The sequence below is a fragment of the Micromonospora sp. M51 genome (genome assembly GCF_018070305.1).
Taxonomy (GTDB): Bacteria; Actinomycetota; Actinomycetes; order Mycobacteriales; family Micromonosporaceae; genus Micromonospora; species Micromonospora parva.
Window position 1 is genome coordinate 1 of sequence record NZ_JAGPXZ010001466.1, and the last position, 508, is coordinate 508.

The following is a 508-nucleotide window of genomic DNA, read 5'->3' on the forward strand; positions in this document are numbered from 1 at the left end:
ACCTGGACGTGGCGGTGTTGCCGAGCACCGGTGACCTGGACGTGGCCCAGGGCAGCCTGGACGATCGCGGCCCCGGCCGGATCGTGCTCAACAGCTGGGTCGCGCGGGACGCGGGCCTGCGGGCCGGCGACACCGCGACGCTCGCCGTCGCCACCCGCCGGGTCGACGTCCGGGTGGTCGCGGTGCTGCCCGGTGACGGGCCGCTGCACGCGGGCATCCTCGCCGACCCGGCCGACCTGGACCGGCTCGGCGTGCCGTCGGCGTACACCGGTCTGTTGGCGGACGCGGCCGGTGCCGGCGAGGACGGTCGCACCGCCGGCGTGCGGGCGCTGCGGCAGGCGATCGCGGGCAGCGACGGGGTGGGCCTCACGGTGCTCGCCGACGAACGGGACCGCACCGACGCGTTGGTGCGCACCCTGGTCTGGATCGCGGTCGGTCTGGTCAGCCTGACGGTGCTGATCGCAGTCGTCGGGGTGGGCTCCACGACCGCGCTCTCGGTGGTCGAGCG

At 76.2% G+C, this 508-nt stretch carries 1 pseudogene; it reads left to right on the plus strand.

The features are described 5' to 3' along the window. Positions 1-508 (plus strand): annotated as a pseudogene (locus tag KBX53_RS35480) (ABC transporter permease); the annotation flags it as partial.